14 protein-coding genes are annotated in these 15,874 nt (G+C 57.9%); 6 read left to right on the top strand and 8 right to left on the bottom strand.

What is annotated here, in order from left to right; all coding sequences use genetic code 11:
• Window positions 1–31: 31 nt before the first annotated feature.
• From mgtE to ppk1, 5 genes are all read right to left on the bottom strand, one after another.
• Window positions 32–1,465, bottom strand: coding sequence for a magnesium transporter (gene mgtE / locus AC6I8V_RS14900; RefSeq protein WP_497843022.1), 1,434 nt, complete (start codon window positions 1,463–1,465; stop codon window positions 32–34).
• Window positions 1,466–1,585: 120 nt separating this feature from the next.
• Window positions 1,586–1,771, bottom strand: a complete 186-nt coding sequence (locus AC6I8V_RS14895; RefSeq protein WP_497843021.1) for a YfgG family protein — start codon at window positions 1,769–1,771, stop codon at window positions 1,586–1,588.
• Between the two features lie 125 nt (window positions 1,772–1,896).
• Entirely contained in the window at window positions 1,897–2,496 is a 600-nt protein-coding gene (gene tehB, locus AC6I8V_RS14890) for a tellurite resistance methyltransferase TehB (RefSeq protein ID WP_497845849.1), read from the bottom strand.
• A 30-nt stretch (window positions 2,497–2,526) separates the two neighbouring features.
• Window positions 2,527–4,050, bottom strand: a complete 1,524-nt coding sequence (ppx, locus tag AC6I8V_RS14885) for an exopolyphosphatase (RefSeq protein WP_497843020.1) — start codon at window positions 4,048–4,050, stop codon at window positions 2,527–2,529.
• Between the two features lie 5 nt (window positions 4,051–4,055).
• Window positions 4,056–6,116, bottom strand: coding sequence for a polyphosphate kinase 1 (ppk1, locus tag AC6I8V_RS14880; protein WP_497843019.1), 2,061 nt, complete (start codon window positions 6,114–6,116; stop codon window positions 4,056–4,058).
• Window positions 6,117–6,297: 181 nt separating this feature from the next.
• Between ppk1 and AC6I8V_RS14875 the strand changes: the two genes are divergently transcribed.
• Genes AC6I8V_RS14875 through pstB form a run of 3 tightly spaced genes read left to right on the top strand, consistent with a single transcriptional unit; the run spans window position 6,298 to window position 10,766 of the window.
• A complete protein-coding gene (locus tag AC6I8V_RS14875; RefSeq protein ID WP_497843018.1) occupies window positions 6,298–8,391 on the top strand; it encodes an ABC transporter permease subunit in 2,094 nt (697 codons plus the stop codon).
• On the top strand, window positions 8,388–9,986 hold the full coding sequence (gene pstA / locus AC6I8V_RS14870; protein ID WP_497843017.1) for a phosphate ABC transporter permease PstA: 1,599 nt from the start codon (window positions 8,388–8,390) through the stop codon (window positions 9,984–9,986). The genes AC6I8V_RS14875 and pstA overlap by 4 nt, the downstream gene beginning before the upstream one ends.
• A gap of 12 nt (window positions 9,987–9,998) precedes the next feature.
• Window positions 9,999–10,766, top strand: a complete 768-nt coding sequence (gene pstB / locus AC6I8V_RS14865) for a phosphate ABC transporter ATP-binding protein PstB (protein ID WP_497843016.1) — start codon at window positions 9,999–10,001, stop codon at window positions 10,764–10,766.
• Window positions 10,767–10,835: 69 nt separating this feature from the next.
• Here pstB and purN read toward each other — a convergent pair whose 3' ends face one another.
• The gene (gene purN, locus AC6I8V_RS14860; protein WP_497843015.1) at window positions 10,836–11,474 is read right to left on the bottom strand and encodes a phosphoribosylglycinamide formyltransferase; all 639 of its coding nucleotides are present in this window, start codon (window positions 11,472–11,474) and stop codon (window positions 10,836–10,838) included.
• Entirely contained in the window at window positions 11,471–12,511 is a 1,041-nt protein-coding gene (gene purM / locus AC6I8V_RS14855; RefSeq protein ID WP_497843014.1) for a phosphoribosylformylglycinamidine cyclo-ligase, read from the bottom strand. Before purM ends, purN begins: the two co-directional genes overlap by 4 nt.
• 241 nt (window positions 12,512–12,752) lie before the next feature.
• Here purM and upp point away from each other — a divergent pair, with 241 nt between their 5' ends.
• The 3 genes from upp (at window position 12,753) to hda (ending at window position 15,528) form a co-directional block, all read left to right on the top strand.
• Entirely contained in the window at window positions 12,753–13,379 is a 627-nt protein-coding gene (gene upp, locus AC6I8V_RS14850) for a uracil phosphoribosyltransferase (protein ID WP_497843013.1), read from the top strand.
• A gap of 70 nt (window positions 13,380–13,449) precedes the next feature.
• Window positions 13,450–14,733, top strand: coding sequence for a uracil permease (gene uraA, locus AC6I8V_RS14845; RefSeq protein ID WP_497845848.1), 1,284 nt, complete (start codon window positions 13,450–13,452; stop codon window positions 14,731–14,733).
• A 93-nt stretch (window positions 14,734–14,826) separates the two neighbouring features.
• A complete protein-coding gene (gene hda, locus AC6I8V_RS14840; RefSeq protein WP_497845847.1) occupies window positions 14,827–15,528 on the top strand; it encodes a DnaA inactivator Hda in 702 nt (233 codons plus the stop codon).
• Here hda and arsC read toward each other — a convergent pair.
• On the bottom strand, window positions 15,525–15,872 hold the full coding sequence (gene arsC / locus AC6I8V_RS14835; RefSeq protein WP_497843012.1) for an arsenate reductase (glutaredoxin): 348 nt from the start codon (window positions 15,870–15,872) through the stop codon (window positions 15,525–15,527). The genes hda and arsC overlap by 4 nt on opposite strands.
• Window positions 15,873–15,874: the final 2 nt, after the last annotated feature.

Here is a 15,874-nt window from a genome sequence, read left to right as displayed (position 1 = left end):
TTTTAGCGGCCAGACTCAGGTTATGCGAAAGTTAATGATGCAGCAAAAACAGCGTGGCGAGTCCGAGAAAGATAAAAAAACCGCCGGTATCGGTAATGGCGGTAATCAGCACGCTGGAGCCGACGGCGGGATCGCGCTTCAGTTTGGTCATGACCAGCGGGATCAGCACGCCCATCAGCGCGGCCAGCAACAGATTTAGCACCATCGCCAGCATCATCACGCCGCCGAGCGCCAGGTTGTCGTACATCATCCAGGTCACACCGCCCATAATGCCGCCCCAGAACACGCCATTGAGCAGGGCGACGCCGAGTTCACGCAGGATCAGAAACGAAAAGTTGCCCGGTTCAACCTGATGCAGGGCCAGCGCGCGCACAATCATGGTAATGGTTTGATTGCCGGTATTGCCGCCGATCCCGGCGACAATCGGCATCAGGGTGGCGAGCGCCACCAGCTGCGAAATGGTCTCTTCAAACAGGCCGATAACGCGCGAGGCGACAAACGCGGTGCACAGGTTGATCGCCAGCCATGTCCAGCGCTTGCTCACCGCTTTGCGAACCGGCGCGAACACATCCTCTTCCTGGCTGATGCCGCCCATTTTACGGATGTTGCTCTCATTCTCTTCGTTGACGAGGTCAATCACGTCTTCAACGATCACGCGGCCAATCAGCTTACCTTTGGCGTCGGTAACGGCGGCAGAAATCAGGTTATAACGCTCAAAGGCGCCTGCGGCGTCTTCGGCTTTATCGTTGAGCTGGAAAGTGGTGGGCCTGGCATTCATTACTGCCTCTACCCGCGCCTCGGGGGGATTGAGCAGAATAGTGGTGAGCGGCAGCTCGCCCAGCAATTGATTGCTTTTATCGGTGATAAACAACTTGTCGGTGCCGTCCGGCATGGTTTTACGCTGACGCAGAAAGCGTTGTACCGTCGCCAGCGTGACATCGGCGCGGACCGTCAGGATATTGAAATCCATGATGCGGCCCACGCGATCGCGGTCGAAATCCACCACGCTGAGCACATGCGCGCGCTGGCTGGGATCCAGCGTGGTTAACAGTCGGCCGGTGAGATCGCGTGGCAGATAGCGTGCCAGATAGGCCTGGTCGTCAACATCCAGTGGCTGGATGGCGCGCAGAATCTCGCGATCGCTCATCCCTTCGGTAAGGCTGGCCCAGACGGTTTCCGAGGCTTCAACCAGCACCCGGCCGCGTTGTTCACAGGGGACTAAACGCCACAGCGCCTGGCGCTCCTCCTGCGGAAGCGCTTCGAGGATATCGGCCAAATCCGCCGCATGGAGCATTTGCAGATCGCTCTCCAGCTGCTGACGCCAGCCGTTAATCTCCTTCAGCTCACTGGCTGACAGATCAACCGATTTATCCAGCAGAACATCCACCAGATCGTGTTGAGAGAGCAGCAGGTTGAGAATGCGATGGCGGGTTTCAGTCAGTTGTTGCGCATGCAAAGCAGACATAACGCGTCCCTTGTGTCTGTAAATGTCAGGTCGAAGTGTAGCGGGTTACGGGTAAACAGGCCGTAACAAGTAGCATTATCGCAACGGATAATGTTGAAGAAGCCGCGATCCGCAAATTCCTTAACGCGTATCGTCAGTGCTTTGTGTCACCGGCTCAGGGACGGTTTTCTTTTGCTGATGATGCTCAATGGCACCAGGAATGGTGAAAATCAGACGACCAACCAAAATAAAGAAACTGATCAGCAAAACAATGCGCGTCATACTGCCGGTTTTGGGACGTCTTCGTGCGGGGAAAGCGTTATTCACGCGGGGTGGTTCCTGTTGATACCCTGTCGGGCGGTTGCAACATTTAGTCATACTTAGATCGTTAAATCAATCGCTGTGTGAAAAATGAGCAGAAAAGGTTAAAGCGGCCGCCGTAGCGGCCTGGCTTAGTAACTGGCTTTTTGTGCCAGCAGCGTGGCGAAGCGGCAGCGAATGCGCTGGCCATGCTCATCGCGGCGATGCAGCTCACCGACATGCTCGTTATATTTCACGATATGCCAGTTGCGATAGTAGTTGCTTAACTCGCCGGACTGGAAGGTGAACGGGAAATTGAGCGGGTTAGGATAATCGTCGGTATGCATTGCCGCGACGATCAGGTTATAGCCATATTTCAGCGTGCTGGCCTGCATATCGGCTATCAACTGTGGGATGGTCTGCGGTTGCAGAAACATCATCACCACCGTCGAGAGCACCAGCTGGTAATCGCCGTTAAAACGCACCTGGTTCAGGTCGCAGGCTTCCGCGCGAATATTTTGCAACTGCTCCTCAGCGATAATCTGCTGAAGACGCGCCAGACTCTGCGGGTTGCTGTCCCAGCCGGTGACATCAAACCCGTGCTGATTGAGGAACAGGCTGTTGCGGCCCTGCCCACAGCCCAAATCCAGCGCCTTACCGGGCGTGAGTTTGGGCAGCGCTTCCAGCACTTCCGAATGCGGTGGCGTCAGGCCATATTTTTCCGCGAAATAATTATCAGGACGATCGGTCATCATTGATTTGCACGGGCGCTCAGCCCGCGTTTACTCCTCTTGCAAAATCAGATTCCAGCCGGTCACTTCGTTCCAGTAGCTTTGCTCGCGCTCCAGATCCAGCTGCACCAGCGTATTCTGGCTGAAGTAGCCAGTCGGGAAGGTCAGCGTCCAGTGGCCGTCATCGGTGCTCAGCTTCAGCGCATCCGGGCGCGTGGTGGCCTGGCGTTGATTATTCAGCAGGGTGCCGAGACGCAGCAGGAAGACCAGCGGCAGGAATTGCTTCTTCTTAAACAAGGTAAAGCGTGGCATCTCATCCACCTTCACCGCCTTACGGTGGAAGCGTACCAGCATCGCCAGCAGCATCTGTTGATCCTGATTAAAACCCGGCATGTTGGTGTTTTGCAGGATATAGGCGGAGTGGCGCTGCATCCCGCTGTGGTTGATGGTCAACCCGACTTCGTGCAGCGTCGCCGCCCATTTCAGCAGCGCCGCCAGCTGCGGATTTGCCAGCTTCGGATTCTGATCGCGCCATTGCAGATACAGCTGCTCGGTGGTTTCCAGCACGCGGCGTGCCTGATCGTTGTCGATGGCGTAGTGATTCGCCAGGCTTTGCGCCGTGCGACTGCGGATATCCTGATGGCGGAAACGGCCTTCCATTTCGTACAGCACGCCTTCACGCAGCGCGCCGTCAGACAGGCGCAGCTCGCGAATCGCCAGCGCATCAAATACGCCGCAAAGAATCGCCAGGCCAGGCACAAACACCGCCTTGCGCTCCTCAGACAGACCCGGCAGGCTTAATGCGGCGAAAGATTTATGCTTAATCACTTCGCTGTAAAGCTGGTCCAGTCGCTCCGGGGTAATCAGCTTCTCTTTCTCACCCATCGCCAGCAGCACTTCACAGGCGGCTTTGATGGTGCCGGACGCCCCCAGCGCATATTGCCAGCCGTGCAGACGATACTGCCATGCCAGGGTTTCCAGCTTTTGTGCCGCCGCCAGACGCGCACGACGGAAGTTCTCCGGCGAGATTTCGCCTTTCGGGAAATAGAGCTGGGCGAAGCTGACGCAACCCATCCGGCGGCTTTCCACCAGTTGTGGTTCGAAATCCTCGCCGATCACCAGTTCCGTCGAACCGCCGCCAATGTCGATCACCAGCTTGCGGCCTTTCTCTGGCTGAGTATGTTCCACGCCCATAAAGATCAGACGCGCTTCCTCATTCCCGGATATCACTTCAATCGGGTAGGGGATGACATCCGCCGCGCGTTGCAAAAACTCTTCCGCGTTGATCGCCTGACGCAGCGTATGGGTCCCGACGATAGTGACATTCGCCGGGCTGAACCCCTGTAAGCGCTCGGCAAACAGCGCCAGGCAGCTCAGCCCGCGCTGGATTGCCTCTTCGCTCAGGCAATTTCTGGCATCCAGCCCATCGGCCAGATGCACACGCTGCTTGAGTCGCCCCAGCACCTGCATCGCGCCATCTACCACACGGGCAATGACCATGTGGAAACTGTTGGAGCCAAGGTCGATGGCCGCAAACTCCTGAGGCTTAGGCGTACTCTTATGGGAAATTGGCATAGGAATTATTCAGGTTGTTCCAGTTTCTTGATGTAATCGTAGATCGCCAGCTGCGAACGCACTTTCTTGCGGTTGCCGCGCGGCACATAACGGTTACTCAGCTCTTTGTCTACGATGCGGGCTTTCACCGTATCGCTAAACAGGATGGCGATGATATCCAGGATGCGCTGTTTCAGCCGCGGATCCAGAATCGACACTGCCACTTCAATACGGTAATCGATATTGCGTGTCATCCAGTCCGCAGAGGAGAGGAACACTTTATGATCGCCGCCGTTTTCGAAAATATAGACGCGGTCATGTTCAAGGTAGCGGTCAACGATGCTAATCACGCGAATATTTTCGCTGATGCCAGGTAAATCCGGGATCAGCGAGCACATGCCGCGCACCAGCAGATTCACTTTTACCCCCGCCGATGACGCAGTGTACAACCGATCGACCAGACCGTTATCCACCAGGTTGTTGATTTTCAGCGTAATGCCCGCTGGAATTCCCTGCTGTGCGTTGGCAATCTCTTTATCAATCAACTGATAAAGCATACTGCGCGAGTTTTGCGGCGACACCATAAGATGGTCGAAACTCACCGGGCGATAGGGGTTCTCAATAAAGTTAAACACCCGACGCACTTCGTTGGTGATTCGCGCATCTGCGGTCAGCAATGAATAGTCAGTATAAATGCGCGCGGTCTTCTCGTTAAAGTTTCCGGTACCGATATGCGCGTAGCGCACAATCTCCGAACCTTCACGGCGGGAAATCAGGAACAGTTTGGCGTGAATTTTCAGACCTGGCGCAGAGAAGATAACGTGCACGCCCGCTTCGGTCAGACGTTTCGCCCAGTGGATGTTGGCTTCTTCATCGAAGCGCGCCTGCAACTCTACCACCACCGTCACTTTCTTACCGTTATAGGCGGCGTGAATCATCGCATCAATGATGCGGGAGTTCTTCGCCACGCGGTAAATGTTGATTTTGATCGCCAGCACGTTCGGGTCAAACGACGCCTGACGCAGCAGCTCCAGTACGTGTTCAAAGGTGTGGTACGGGTAATAAAGCAGCACGTCCCGATTACGAATCGCATCAAAGCCGTTACGGAAGCCCTCAAAGCCGCCGTGGCGGATCTGCGGCAGCGGGCGATTAACCAGGTTGCTTTTGCCGACGTTCGGGAAACCGATGAAATCTTTGAAGTTGTGATAACGGCCGCCCGGCACCACCGAATCGTAGTTGGAGATGGAGAGTTTATGGCGCAGCAGCTCCACCATGGTATCGGGCATATCACGCTGGTAAACAAAGCGCACTGGCTCGGCATTGAGACGCTGTTTCAGGCTGGAGGACATCAGTTCCAGCAGGCTCGATTCCATCTCGGTAACCAGATCGTACTCGGCATCGCGCGTCATCTTCATCGAGTAGGCATTCAGCGCATCGTAATCAAAGAAGCCTTTAAAGATGTCGTCGAGGCAATAACGCAGAATATTGTCCAGCAGAATCATCGGCTTGCGACGGCGCGGGGATTCTGCCGGCAGATTGACAAAACGCGGCACTTTATCCGACGGGATCTCCAGCAGCGCATAACGCTTGTCATCCCCGCGGATAATCTCCACCGCCAGATAGGTGTAATCGTCTTTCAGAAATTCAATTAAATCGGTGTCGTGATTGAGCAGGATTGGGGTGATGTGCTGGCGCAGCTGATGCTTAAAGTAGTAGCGCAGCCATACCTGCTGATTGGGCGACAACTGACGTTCGTTGATCAGGAAGATCTGATTACGCGCCATCTCCAGCAGCAAATCGTTATACAGGGCATCAAATTCCTGATCGGATTTCAGTACCCGCAGCTGGATTTTCTTCAGCAAATGGCGCGGTAAGCTGGCAGAACCCTGTTCTTCACCAATCAGAATGCGGCGTTTTAAATCGGCAAAGCGAACTTTATAGAACTCATCAAGGTTGTTCGAATAGATGCCGAGGAAGCGCATACGCTCAATGAGCGGATTACTTTTGTCCGCTGCTTCCTGTAACACGCGTTCGTTGAACGATAACCAGCTTAATTCTTTTTCTATATACAGCTTATCCTGACCCATTCTGACTCCGTGATGCTGTTGCTGGACGAGGTGTCCGGCGAAAGGCGCTTTTGCGCTGTTTCGCTCAGTGTCCGTCACCATTATGGCGAGAGTATGGCAGGCTTGTCCAACGCCAACGGTTGTCTTATCAACCAGCTACGGGCAACATAGCGCTTTATTTTCGCAAGTAGCCCTTATCTGCATGAGCATAACAAGAATTCCCGTCCATTTTAGCGATCGCCGCCGCCGCGCCATTGACCGGTGGGTAAAGCGCGTTGTCACCGCCTGCGGCGTGGGGATTCTGGTGCTGATGTTACTGCTATTTTTCTGGTTGATCTGGGTGGTGCTGCCGCTTTTCAGCACGCCAGGTATGCAGGTGGTTGCCAGTCAGCAGCTGTGGGACAAGGCACCGGTGCTGGCGCTGGGTAGCGATGGCAATCTCGGCTGGCGCGTCAGCCGGAACGAAGCCCGCTTTATTCCGCTGGATGGGCAGCCCGCGGAACCCGCGCTGGCGCTCAACGGCAAACCGGATGCGGTGGTGCAGAGCGCCGACCACACCAGCCTGCTGCTGAATATGCAGGGGGATCTGCTGCTGATGCAGCCGATCATCAGCAACGGCAGCGGCGAATGGCGTTTTCCGCTCGGCGATCGCCCGCTGCATCTTCCCCAGGGCGCGGTGTCGCAGATGGCGCTGGCGACCGCTGGCGACAATCAATGGCGCATTGCCGCGCAAACCGCAGCCGGTATTATCCTGCTGACGCTGGATAAGTCCCGCACTGTCCGCCAGATAGCGTTATCGCAGCAGCACGCCGATCACTTGTTACTCTCCCCCGACGGCGGCCTGCTGTATACCAGCGAAGGTCGTCTGCTGCGCGTCTGGCAAATCAGCGCCGACGGCGCGCAGTTGCGGGAAACACAAACCCTGACTCAGCGTCCGCACAGCCTGCATTTGCTGGCGGGAGGACGCACGCTGCTGATTCAGGATGCGCGCGGCGTCAGCCAGTGGTTTGCCATCACCGGTGCGCAGGGGCCGCGTTTGCAGGAGATCCACACCTTTACCGCCAGTGCGGCAGCGACGCTGCTGGTGACCGAACCCAATCGCCGGGTGTTCGCCACCGCCAATGCGCAGGGCGAGATCAGCCTGTTCGCCAGTAAGCAGCCGGGACCGATCGCCACGCGTAAACTCGCTCCCGGCATTCAGGCGGCGGCATTCTCCCCGGGTGGCGACACGCTGGTGGTTGAGCGCGCCGGAGAGTGGCAGCGCCTGCACCTCGACGCGCCCTGGCCGGATGTCAGCTGGCGCAATCTGTGGCAGAAAATCTGGTATGAAAACTATCCGCGGCCGGACTGGGTCTGGCAATCCACTGCCGCGGGCGACAGCTATCAGGCCAAGTTCAGCCTGATGCCGATGGTGATCGGCACGCTGAAAGCTGCCAGCCTGGCGCTGCTGTTCGCCACGCCGCTGGCGCTGGCGGCGGCGATGTACACCGCCTGGTTTATGACGCCAGGCCTGCGTCGCTGGGTGAAACCGGGGATTGAGATGATGGGGGCGCTGCCGAGCGTGGTCATCGGGTTGATTGCCGGGGTATGGCTGGCGCCGCATATCAGCAACGCGTTGATTGGCGTATTGCTGCTGCCGCTGGTGCTGGCGGCCACGCTGCTGCTGTGCGGGCTGCTCAGCCCGCGTCTGCCGGTGCGCTGGCGTCAGCCGGGCTATGAGGTGCTGCTGCTGTTGCCGATTCTGCTGGTGGTCACGCTGCTGACGCTGTGGCTGCCAACCCATTGCTGGCCGGATATGGGCGAACGCCTCGCCCATTACGAACAGCGCAACCTGCTGGTGGCCGCGCTGGCGATGGGTTTCGCGCTGGTGCCGCTGATTTTTACCTTATCCGAAGACGCGTTGTTCAGCGTGCCGGTATCCCTCGGCCAGGGTTCGCTGGCGCTAGGGGCCACGCCGTGGCAAACCCTGACGCGCGTGGTGCTGCCCGGCGCCTCGGCGGGTATCTTCGCCGCCCTGATGATTGGCTTTGGTCGTGCGTTGGGCGAAACCATGATCGTACTGATGGCAACCGGCAACACGCCGGTAAGCGAAGGCGGGTTGTTCGCCGGATTGCGTGCGCTGTCAGCCAATATCGCTATTGAGATGCCGGAAGCCGCGGCGGGCAGCGCCCACTATCGTATTTTGTTCCTGAGCGCGCTGATCCTGCTGATTTTTACCCTGGTAATTAACACGGTGGCGGAGGTTATCCGTCAGCGCCTGCGCCAGCGTTACAGCCAGCATGAGGGACAGGGATGAACGCAATGCGCCAAAATGATCGCTGGCGCTGGCTGACCGCCGGTGCCGTTGCCGTCTGTTTGCTGGCATTTACCCTGCTGATTGGCCTGCTGGCATGGCAGGGGATACGCGCTTTCTGGCCGCAGGCGGTCGATCAATATCAGTTTCAGCCGCCCGACGGCCAGCCGGTGATGGTGCTGGGCGAAACCCTGCGCCGTGAACCGCATGGCAGCGGCTGGCGTTATGTAGTGAAAACCGGCAACCGCGACTTTGCGCCGCCTGATTTTCGCGTTATCGATAGCCTGACGCAGGCAAAAACCCGTCAGCCAAAGGATGTGATGGTGCTGCAACGTCGCAGCGGCGGCAACGCCTATGGCTGGTTTATCGAGCTGCGTGAAGACAATGAGGTGCTGACGGCGCGCGATCGCGATGCGCTGCTGCATCAGCGGCTGGCGCAGGTGCATGACCAGCTGCGCCAGGCCAGCCAGATCCGCCGTATCGAGATGGCGCGGCTGAATGCGCAGCTGGAAAGCCTGGAGCAGCAGGCGGAAGAACAGCAGCGTAACGGGCAGTTCAGTCTGCGGCGCCAGTCGGAATTTGATGCCAACAGCGCCGCCCTGCAACGCCGCTTTAGCGCGCTGGGGACGCAGCTGGCGCAGCTGCAAAGTGAAAGCCGCCGCGATACGCTGGTGCTGCGCGATGTGGAGGGGCAGGATCATCTGATTCCGCTGGCGCAGATTGTCGCCGCCTGGTATCCAAATAACATGAGCCTCGGCCAGAAACTGCATCATTTCTTCAGCCAGGTCTGGCAGTTTGTCAGCGATTCTCCGGCGGCGGGGCAGAGCGAAAGCGGCGCATTCCCGGCGATTTTTGGCACGGTGTTGATGGTGTTGCTGATGTCGGTGATCGTGATGCCGCTGGGCGTGATCGCCGCGCTGTGGCTGCATGAATATGCCGGACGCAACGCGCTGACCCGACTGGTACGCATCGCGGTGGTGAATCTGGCTGGCGTGCCATCGATTGTCTATGGCGTTTTTGGCCTCGGCTTTTTTGTCTGGCTGATTGGCGGCACCATCGACCAGCTATTTTACGCCCGCGCCTTGCCCAATCCCACGTTCGGCACGCCGGGCTTGCTGTGGGCGGCGCTGACGCTGGCGCTGTTGACGCTGCCGGTGGTGATTGTCGCCACCGAGGAAGGGTTGTCACGCATCCCGGACAGTCTGCGCCAGGGGTCGCTGGCGCTGGGGGCGACTCAGGCGGAAACCCTGTGGCGCGTGGTGCTGCCGCTGGCGGTACCGGCAATGCTCACTGGCCTGATTCTGGCGGTGGCGCGTGCCGCCGGCGAAACCGCGCCGCTGATGCTGGTCGGGGTGGTGAAAATGGTGCCGGAGCTGCCCGTTGATGCGGTGTTCCCTTACCTGCATCTTGACCGCAAATTTATGCACCTCGGTTTTCAGATTTACGATCTGGCGTTTCAAAGCCCGAATATCGACGCTGATCGACCGCTGGTTTACGCCACCGCCTTGTTGCTGGTGGTGATCATCCTGTCGCTCAACCTGCTGGCGATGGCCCTGCGCCATCGCCTGCGCGAGCGTTACCGGCTAATGACGCACTAAAAGGTTTTACACATGACGCCCGATTACGACATCGCCCTCCAGGTTAATCAGCTTTCGCTGTGGTATGGCGAACGCCAGGCGCTGAACAACATTGTTTTTCAGGTGCCGAAAAATCGCATCACGGCGCTGATCGGCCCGTCCGGCTGCGGCAAATCGACGCTGCTGCGCTGCTTTAATCGCATGAACGATGTGATCGATCGCTGCCGGGTGGAAGGCGAGATCCTGTTGGGCGATCACGCGATTATGCATCCGGGGCAGGATCTGGCGGCGCTACGTCGCCGCATTGGCATGGTATTTCAGCGCCCGAACCCGTTTCCCAAATCGATCTATGAAAACGTGGTCTACGGCCTGCGCTTGCAGGGCGTACGCGATCGTCGGGTGTTGAATGAAGCCTGCGAACGCGCTTTGCGCGCTGCCGCTTTGTGGAGCGAGGTGAAAGATCAGCTGGGACAAAATGCCCTGACGCTCTCCACCGGCCAGCAGCAGCGGCTGGTGATTGCGCGCGCCATCGCCATTGAGCCGGAAGTGTTGCTGCTGGATGAGCCGACCTCGGCGCTGGACCCGATCTCGACGCTGGTGATTGAAGAGTTGATGACCACGCTAAAGCAGCATTTTACGCTGGTGCTGGTGACCCACAACATGCAGCAGGCGGCGCGCGTGTCAGATTACACCGCGTTTATGCATAACGGGCAGCTGGTAGAATTTGATGAGACGGATCGCATCTTTACCTCGCCGAAGGCGCGGCGGACGGAAGAGTATATTACCGGGAGATTTGGCTAAATTGGTCCGGTGCGCATAAATGCGCACCGTTTTAAAAACCGCGCTGCTACGAATCCTGCCAGAATTCAATCAATCGTGCGCATAGCCCTGCGGCGGCAGCGGCTGACCATCCAGCCAGGCAGCGCCTGCACGCATCTGCAAACGACCTTCAACAAACCAGCTAATCACCAGCGGATAAATCGCATGTTCCTGATGTTGCACGCGGGCGGTGACGTCCTCTTCGGTGTCGTCAGAAAACACCGGGACGCGCGCCTGCAACACAATCGGACCGCCATCCAGCTCGTCGGTCACAAAATGCACCGAGGTGCCGTGCTCCTGGTCGCCGTTTTGCAGCGCCTGACGATGGGTATGCAGGCCGGGATATTTCGGCAGCAGGGAAGGGTGGATGTTGACCAGGCGATCGTGATAATGGGCGACAAACGCACTGCTGAGAATGCGCATATAACCCGCCAGCACCACCAGATCCGGCGCGTAAGCATCAATCTCCTGCATCAGCTGGCGATCAAAGGCTTCACGGTCGGCAAATTCGCTGGCGGCCAGCGCATGGGCTGGCACACCGGCTTCCTGCGCACGGGCTAAGCCCAGCGCAGCCGCCTTATTACTGAAAACGGCAGCGACGCTGCCGTTAATACGCCCGCTTGCGCAGGCGTCAAGGATGGACTGAAGATTGCTGCCGTTGCCGGAGATCAGTACAACCAGTTTTTTCATGGATTGATGACCACACGCTCATCAGAGTCAGACGCTTTAATCACACCGATTTTCCACGCCTGCTCGCCTGCGTCAGTCATCAGCTGTACCGCTTTGTCTGCTTCCGCTGCGCTCAGCGCAATCACCATGCCCACGCCACAGTTGAAGGTGCGGTACATTTCGTGACGGCTGACGTTACCGGCCTGTTGCAGCCAGTTGAACACCGCTGGCCACTGCCAGCTGCTCTCTTCCAGAACGGCCTGAGTGTTATCCGGCAGTACGCGCGGAATGTTTTCCCAGAAACCGCCACCGGTGAGGTGAGCAATGGCGTGTACATCAACCTGTTCAATCAGGCTGAGGATGTTTTTCACGTAGATACGGGTCGGCGCCAGCAGATGATCGGCGAGCGATTTGCCTTCCAGCTGTTTGCTTTCCGGGTTGGTCTGGCTCACTTCGAGGATCTTACGCACCAGTGAGTAACCGTTCGAGTGCGGGCCGCTGGAACCCAGCGCGATCAGCACGTCGCCATCCTGCACTTTCGAACCGTCAATGATCTCTGATTTTTCCACCACGCCAACGCAGAAACCGGCCACGTCGTAATCTTCGCCGTGGTACATGCCTGGCATCTCAGCGGTTTCACCGCCCACCAGCGCACAACCGGATTGCAGACAACCTTCGGCGATACCGGTGATCACCGCAGAAGCGGTTTCCACATCCAGTTTGCCGGTGGCGTAGTAATCGAGGAAGAACAGCGGCTCCGCGCCTTGTACCACCAGATCGTTCACGCACATCGCTACCAGGTCGATGCCGATGCTGTCGTGGCGCTTAAGATCCATCGCCAGACGCAGCTTGGTGCCGACGCCGTCGGTGCCGGAGACCAGCACTGGCTCGCGGTATTTCTGCGGCAGCGCACAAAGCGCGCCAAAGCCGCCCAGTCCACCCATAACTTCCGGGCGGCGGGTCTTTTTCACTACGCCTTTAATGCGGTCAACCAGAGCGTTACCAGCATCAATATCAACACCGGCGTCTTTGTAGCTGAGAGAGGTCTTGTCGGTCACTGCGGAATCCCCACGCGAGTTGCGGTTGGTGGTTAAAATAAAGCGCCGCAATTCTACCAGCGCAGGCAAACGTTTGCGAGTCCCATCTCACGCCGCCTTTGCACAGTACCGGTTTTTAGCCAATCCTTAATCTCAGCGCCAGCAGCGCGTTGTATTGACCAATGACATATGGCGCAGCGGAAAAAAGGCGGTATAATCCCGCGATTTTTTTTTCGCTCAACTCAATTCCGGGAGAACACTCATGAAGATCGTGGAAGTCAAACACCCGCTGGTCAAACATAAACTGGGTCTGATGCGTGAGCATGATGTCAGCACCAAGCGGTTCCGCGAGCTGGCCTCGGAAGTGGGAAGTCTGCTGACTTATGAAGCCACGGCCGACCTGGCAACCGAACGCGTCACTATCGAAGGCTGGAATGGCCCGGTAGAAATCGAACAAATCAAAGGTAAAAAAATTACCGTGGTGCCGATTCTGCGTGCCGGTCTCGGCATGATGGAAGGGGTGCTGGAGCACGTCCCGAGCGCGCGCATCAGCGTGGTGGGCGTCTATCGTGATGAAGAGACGCTGGAGCCGGTACCGTACTTCCAGAAGCTGGTCTCGAACATTGAAGAACGCATGGCGCTGGTGGTTGATCCGATGCTGGCGACCGGCGGTTCCATGATCGCCACCATCGACCTGCTGAAAAAAGCCGGTTGCACCAGTATCAAGGTGCTGGTGCTGGTGGCAGCGCCGGAAGGCATTGCCGCCCTGGAGAAAGCGCATCCGGACGTTGAGCTGTACACCGCATCCATCGACAAAGGGCTGAACGAGAAGGGATACATTATTCCTGGCCTCGGCGATGCCGGCGATAAGATTTTCGGAACAAAATAAATAAAGCAGCCGGCCAGAGAGTCGGCTTTTTTTTGGCAAAAAAGCACAACACAACTCAAGGGGATAAATGATGACTCGTCGCGCCATCGGCGTTAACGAACGACCGCCGCTGCTCAAAACCATTCCACTCAGCTTGCAGCATCTGTTCGCGATGTTTGGTGCCACCGTACTGGTACCGATTCTGTTCCATATCAACCCGGCCACGGTGCTGCTGTTTAACGGCGTCGGCACCCTGCTGTATCTGTTTATCTGTAAAGGCAAAATCCCGGCCTATCTCGGCTCGAGCTTTGCTTTTATTTCGCCGGTGTTATTGCTGCTGCCGCTCGGTTATGAAGTGGCGCTGGGTGGCTTTATCCTCTGCGGTTTTCTGTTCTGCGTTGTGGCGCTGATTGTGAAAAAAGCCGGTACCGGCTGGCTGGACGTGATGTTCCCGCCTGCGGCGATGGGCGCGATTGTGGCGGTGATCGGTCTGGAGCTGGCGGGTGTGGCAGCCAATATGGCGGGTCTGCTGCCGGCTGACGGCACCTCACCGGATAGCACCACCATCTTTATTTCTATGGTCACGCTGGGCGTTACCGTGTTCGGTTCGGTACTGTTCCGCGGTTTCTTCGCCATTATCCCGATTCTGATCGGCGTACTGGTGGGCTACGCGCTCTCTTCCTTTATGGGTATCGTCAACTGGAGCTCGGTGGTCAATGCCCCGTGGTTCGCGCTGCCGACTTTCTACACCCCGCGCTTCGAATGGGCGGCGATGCTGACCATCCTGCCAGCGGCGCTGGTGGTGATCGCCGAGCACGTTGGTCACCTGGTGGTGACGGCGAATATCGTCAAGAAAGATCTGATCCGCGATCCGGGCCTGCATCGCTCGATGTTCGCTAACGGCCTCTCGACCATGATCTCCGGATTCTTCGGCTCCACGCCGAACACCACCTACGGCGAGAACATCGGCGTGATGGCGATTACCCGCGTCTACAGCACCTGGGTGATTGGCGGTGCGGCGATTCTGGCGATCCTGCTCTCCTGCGTCGGCAAGCTGGCCGCGGCCATTCAGGCGATCCCGGTGCCGGTGATGGGCGGCGTGTCGCTGCTGCTGTACGGCGTGATTGGCGCCTCGGGTATCCGCGTACTGATTGAATCTAAAGTGGATTACAACAAAGCGCAGAATCTGATCCTCACCTCGGTGATCCTGATCATCGGCGTCAGCGGCGCCAAAGTGCATATCGGCGCCGCCGAGCTGAAAGGCATGGCGCTGGCGACCATCGTCGGTGTGGCGCTCAGCCTGATCTTCCGCGTAATCAGCCTGTTACGGCCGGAAGAAGTGGTGCTGGATGCCGAAGAGCAACGCGAATCCTAAGCGCGTTAGCCGGGCAGGGAAGCCCGGTTCATCTCCGGCAAGGATCGTGATAGACTTGCCCGGTTTTCTGCCCGTTCATACGCTGAGGTGCTTCTGAACACGCCGGCACAGCTTTCATTGCCACTTTACTTACCTGATGACGAAACCTTCGCCAGTTTCTGGCCGGGGGAAAATCCGTCCCTTTTAGCCGCGCTACAGGGCGCGCTGGTCCAGCAACACGGCAGCTATCTTTATTTCTGGTCACGCGAAGGCGGCGGCCGCAGCCATCTGCTGCACGCGGCCTGCGCCGAGATGTCGGCGCGCGGTGAAGCCGTGGGCTATGTGCCGCTGGATAAACGTACCTGGTTCGTGCCGGAAGTGCTGGAAGGCATGGAGCATCTGGCGCTGGTGTGCATCGATAATATTGAATGCATTGCCGGAGAGGCGGAGTGGGAGATGGCGATCTTTGATCTCTACAACCGCATTCTGGAAATCGGCAAAACCCGCCTGCTGATCACCGGCGATCGTCCGCCGCGGCAACTGAATCTGGGACTGCCGGATCTGGCGTCGCGCCTCGACTGGGGCCAGATCTACCGCTTACAACCGCTGTCGGATGAAGACAAATTGCAGGCGATGCAGCTGCGTGCCGGCCTGCGCGGTTTTGAGCTGCCGGAAGATGTCGGGCGCTTCCTGCTGAAACGCCTCGACCGTGAGATGCGGACCCTGTTTGATACGCTGGATCGGCTCGATCGCGCCTCGATCAGCGCGCAACGCAAACTCACCATTCCGTTCGTCAAGGAAGCGCTGGGGCTTTAAACAATCTCCAGCACCGCTTCCGGCGGGCGGCCCAGCCGCGCCTGTTGCCCATTAATCACAATCGGACGTTCGATCAGTTTGGGATTGTCGACCATCGCCTGTAATAACGCGGCCTCGGTCAGCGCCGGGTTGGCTAAATCCAGCGTTTTATACAGCTCCTCTTTCCGCCGCATCAGTTCACGCGCGCTGCTCATGCCGAGCTGTTTCAGTAGCGTTTTCAGCGTCGCCACGTCAGGCGGTGTCTCCAGATACAGCACCACGTCCGGCTGCACTCCCTGCTGTTGCAGCAGCGCCAGGGTTGCGCGACTCTTGCTGCAACGGGGATTATGATAAATGGTCACCATGA

The sequence above is a fragment of the Pantoea sp. X-Soil-TKNS-1207 genome (assembly GCF_059730485.1).
Note: the sequence above shows the minus strand (reverse complement) of the source record. Positions and strands in the feature narration are given on the sequence as shown.